3 protein-coding genes are annotated in these 4,960 nt (G+C 72.0%); all 3 read right to left on the reverse strand.

The window, feature by feature from the left end; translation table 11 throughout:
• Positions 1–1,985 (reverse strand): sensor histidine kinase (locus GT042_RS11265; RefSeq protein WP_161308575.1); only part of this gene is annotated, 1,985 nt, incomplete at its 3' end.
• Between the two features lie 457 nt (positions 1,986–2,442).
• On the reverse strand, positions 2,443–4,215 hold the full coding sequence (locus GT042_RS11270; protein WP_237530694.1) for an AMP-binding protein: 1,773 nt from the start codon (positions 4,213–4,215) through the stop codon (positions 2,443–2,445).
• A gap of 78 nt (positions 4,216–4,293) precedes the next feature.
• On the reverse strand, positions 4,294–4,960 hold a 667-nt coding region (locus tag GT042_RS11275; RefSeq protein ID WP_161308577.1), incomplete at its 5' end, for a LysR substrate-binding domain-containing protein.

The following is a 4,960-nucleotide window of genomic DNA, read 5'->3' on the forward strand; positions in this document are numbered from 1 at the left end:
GCGTCGTGCCGCACACCGTTGGTACGGCCGCCGTTGGCACGGCCGGCGCCGGTACGGTCCGTGCCGGGCGTGCTCCCCGGCTGCGGGACGGTCTTCCGGGGGGCCGGGGCCAGGACGGTGACGGGGAGGGCGACCTCGGCGATGGTGCCGGGACCGGAGGAGTCGCACAGCTCCACGACGATGCCGTGGCGCGCGGCGAGCCGTGCCACCACGTGCAGACCCATGGACCGTACGTCCCCGATGCCCGTGCGCGGCTCGCGCAGCGCGGCGTTGTACCGCGCGCGGCGCTCCGCGGTGATCCCCACTCCCTCGTCCACGATCTGGACGACGGCCCGGTCCCACAGCCGCCATACGGCGACCCCGACCGGCTTGTCGGGCGGCGAGAACCGGGTCGCGTTGTCGAGGAGTTCAGCCAGGATGTGCGCCACGTCGTGCACGGCGCGGGCGGCGATGCCGATCTCCGCGTCCACCACTCCGAGCGACACCCGGTCGAAGCGTTCGATCTGCTGGGCGGCGGCCATGATGACACTGGAGCAGTCGATGTCCTGCGAGCGCACCCGGGCGTGTCCGTAACCTCCCAGCACCAGAAGGCTGTTGGTGTTGCGTTCCATGCGGATGGCGAGGTGGTCGAGGGCGAAGAGGACCTTCATCCGCTCCGGATCGGCCTCGTCGCGCTGCACCGTGTCCAGCTCGGACACCATGACGGTGGTCAACTGCGCGCCCCTCCGCGCCACACCGACCAGTGTCTCGGCGAACTGCTCGTGGATGTGCGCCTGTTGGGCCGCCAGCCGGACCGCCTCGTGGTGCACGGCGTTGAACGCCTCACCGACCTCGCCGATCTCGTCCGCGCCCGTGGTCCGGACCGGGTTCCCACTCCGCAGAGCGACCTCCTCGGGGGTCGCGCCGCTCAGCGCGCCGGGCCGGGACAGGTCGGCCATGACGGCGGGCAGCCCGGTGTGGGCGACCTCGTGCGCGGCGTTCCGCAGATCGCTGAGCCGCCGGATCATGACGCGGCCCAGGCGGACGGCCAGGAAGACGGCGCCGACCAGGGTCAGCAGCACCAGGGCGATCTCGGCGCCGGCGGTCCTGACGAGCGTGGTGCGCGCGTCGGAGACCGTGGCGAGGACGGAGCCGTCGATCCGCTTCTCCACCGAACGCAGCAGTGTCAGACGGTCGTTGGAGGCCTTCTGCCACTCGGCAGGCGTGACGGCGATGGCCTTGCTGGTTCCCGTACGGCCGATCTCGTCCTCGAGGCGGCGGGCCTCGAACGCCTTGGCACCGGAGAGGGTGCGCTCCAGCCAGGTCCGCCACTGGCCGGGGCCGAGGTCGAAGAGCACACCGATCGACTCGGTGTAGCCGAGCCCGCCGGCCTCGAAGGTCCGCTGGGAGGCGGTGGTGAAACCGCCCGCGGCCTGCGCCCTCATGACCGTGACCTGCCGCTGGGCCGAGTACTCGGCCGCCTCGGACAGGGCGGCGGCGGCGCGGATCCGGTCGGCGATGTCGGCGTCGACCCCGTCCGCCTGCGCGATGCCGTCGCGGTAGCCGTTGAGGTCGGCGATCACGGTCCGGTACCCGAAGGCGAGGGCGGAGATGGTGCTGCCGCCGGAGCGCACCTGGGCGCGCAGCGAGGGAAGGTCGTCGGTGAAGCGTGTGATCCGGTCCAGCGCGGCCTGTGCGTTGCCCGGCACCTCGGACAGGCGGTCGGTCTGCTCGCGGAACGCGGCAACACTTCTGTCCGTCGCCTCGGAACTCTTCTGGAAGGCTTCCGCGTCCCCCTGTGCGGAGACCAGAGCGGTGGCCGCCGCCCGCTCACGCTGCAACTGGTGGGTCAAGTCCCCCGCGTCGGCGGCGACTTCGACCATCTCGGTCAACCGGTCGGCCTGGAGCGCCTGGTTGGCCGCGGGTGCGAGCGCCAGTCCGGAGAAGGCGACGGCCACGGTGAGGGGCGCGGTGACGAGCAGGGCGAGACGACGATTGATTTTCACTGTACGGCTCCGTCGCCGGAACCGGTGCTGAGTATCAATAACATGCAGATACCTGTTTAACGGGTGGTGGCGGGGGGTCGGTGAGGACGCTGGTCCGTCGTTACGGATGAGGCGGAGGGGGCCCAGCGGCGCGGCCCGATCCTAGGCCGTAGCCCGTGGCAACGAACGCGCGCGCGACCGGAAAACGCGTGTCCGACCCGGAGCGTGCACGGCGAGAACCGGTCGCCGAGACCCGGAGGGAGGCGCCCCCGGGGGCTAATCGGAATCACCGGAGCCGCCCGCCCGCAATCACGCTTGCCCAGCACAGCGGCGCTTTGGGACGTGACAGCCGACGCTTCCCGGAATGTCTACAATCCTTCCCGTGCGCCGACTTGACGAAGCGTCAGCCCAACGGAGCTTCGTTGCGGAATGGTTAGATCAGTTTCGCGGGCGACGGCCGGATTGAGCGGGCCTCCGGTCAGCCTTGAGCGCCGGGAGCCTCCGGACGCGGGCCTCCGGCGTGCCCCGCGCTGTGCAGCCAGCCGCGCAGCGGAGCCTTGAGCACCTTGCCGATGGAGTTGCGCGGCAGGGCCGGGATGAGTTCCAGGCGGCTCGGCTGGTACCACTCGGTCATGCCCCGGTCCGTGAGGAACTCCCGCAGGTCCCCCAGGGTCAGCGTCGGTGACTTCGGGACCACCACCGCGCAGGCCAGCTCGCCGCCCTCGCCGTCCGGGTAGCCGATCAGGGCCACCTCGGCGACCTCGGGGTGGTCCAGGAGCTCGGTCTCGACGTCGTTCACCGGAATCATGAACGTACCGCCGATACGGTCCACCTCACGGCTGATGATGCGCAGCCCGCCCCGCCCGTCGGGGACGGCCAGGTCCCCGGTGTCGTACCAGCCGTCGTCGTGCTCGGCCACGACCCGGAGCCGTCCGCTGTCCCGGCCCAGCGTCGCGAGCGCGACACCACCACCCCGTACGAACAGCCGAGCGGGCTGCTCGGCGCTCCACGGCCCCTCGGGCGCCCCCACGGCTGCCGACCCCGGACCCCCGGACCCCTCCTCGGGATCGTTCCGTCTGAAGTCCATTTCGAGCCCCGGACCCGGGCTGCCGTCGCTGTGCGCGCCCCAGAGCGGCGGGTCGTCCGCGCGCGTCCACGTGTGGCCCGGTACTTCCGTCATCCCCCACAGCGTCCGCAGCGGCACGCCCCAGATCCGCGGCACCGCCGACACCAGCTGGCCCGGGACGCTCGTCGCGCCGCTGAACACGAGCCGCAGCGGAGCCTTCTCGCGCGCGTGCTCGGTCGCGTCGACCAGGGCCGCCAGATAGGACGGCGCACCGGCGAAGACCGTGGCCTCGCTGTCGACGAGCATCTCCGGGATGTCGTGCGGCCGCCACACGTCGGAGACGACGGAGGTCCCGCCCGCCAGCAGCGGGATGAGCACCCCGTAAATCATTCCGAAGACGTGCGGCTGCGCCTGCGGGGTGAAGATCCGGTCGTACGAGTCGAGCCCCTCCGCCTCGACCACGGGGAACGCGCCCGCGTGCAGGGTGTTGAAGCTGTGCAGCACCCCCTTGGGCTCGCCGGAGTTGCCCGAGGTGAAGAGGACGACGGCGCCCCGGTCGGGGTCCTCGTTCGACTCGCTCACCACCATCGGGTGGCGGCGCTCCCACGGTGTCTCCTCGAAATGGCGGACGAAGTCCACCTCGCTGCCCGGGGCGCTGTCGCCCAGCACCACGCGGTGCCGCAGGCCCGGCAGGCGGGAGGCCATCTTCGACAGCGCCTCCGCGTGCTCGGTCCCCGCCCAGCGGTCGGCCGTCACACAGACGCTCGCGCCGACCCGGGCGAGGGTCCGCTCCAGCTCGCGGGCGCCGATGGTCGGCATGACCGGCGCCACCACCGCGCCCACCCGGACGCAGGCCAGCATCAGCGCGCTCAGCTGCCACCAGTTGGGCAGCTGGATCGCGACCACGTGACCCGGCCGCACCCCCAGCTCGTGCAGGGCACCGGCGAACCGCTCCACGTACCGCGCGTACTCGCTGTACGTGAGCCTGCGCATCCCCGCGCCCGAGCGATACGCGATCACCGCCGGCGCGTCGGGAATCAGCTCCCGCCAGCGGCGCAGGTCGTCCAGCGGGCCGACGTCACGCCACACGCCGTCCGCCCGGTACTTCCGCACCAGCTCATCGGCGGGCCGCAGGCCGAAGATCGCCGGTCCGTGGATCGCGTCGCTCACGACTGGTTTGGCCATACAGAGGTAAACGTGGAGAACACATCCGATAGATCACATTTCATACGTGACATAAGTCACATCCACACCACAAGGCTATCAACCGGTGGTGAGACCGTCGGCCGCCCGGACCAGGGAATCCAGTACGGGACGGATCAGGGGATGGTCCTCGGCCCCGCGCCGGACCGCGGCGAAGACCCGGCGCGTCGCGGCGGGACCGGCCACCGGGCGGACGACCGTGCCCTTCAGGTCCATGCCGCGCAGCGCGGACCGGGGCACCAGCGCGACCCCGGCGCCCGCGCCCGCCAGCGCGACCACGGCGTGGAAGTCGTCCGACGAGTGCACGAGACGCGGCTGGAACCCGGCCAGCTCGCAGGCCAGCTGCATCACGTCGTGACACGGATTGCCCGGGTACGGGCCGATCCAGTCACTGTCGGCCAGCTCGGCGAGGACCACGTGCGCGCCGAGGCCGAGCGGATGCGCGGCGGGCAGGACGGCGTCGAACGGCTCCGCGTACAGCGGCACGCGGGACAGCCGCAGGTCGTCCTCGCGGGGGGCGCCCCGGTACTCGACGGCGACCGCGAGATCCGCCTGGCCGTCGAGCACCATCGGCAGGCTCTCGTCGCCCTCGGCGTCCCGTACCCGTACCCGTATGTCCGGATGCAGCCCGGCCAGCTCCCGGAGCGCCGGAGCCAGCACCTCGGCGATCCCGGTCGCGAACGCGGCGACGGTCACCTCCCCGGCGGCCCCGCCCGCGTAGGCCGCG

It is taken from the genome of Streptomyces sp. SID3212 (assembly GCF_009865405.1).
GTDB lineage: Bacteria > Actinomycetota > Actinomycetes > Streptomycetales > Streptomycetaceae > Streptomyces.

Coding starts and splice junctions, on each gene's coding strand:
- GT042_RS11270 (WP_237530694.1), bottom strand. CDS start 4,215: ATGGCCAAACCAGTCGTGAGCGACGCGATCCACGGACCGGCGATCTTC.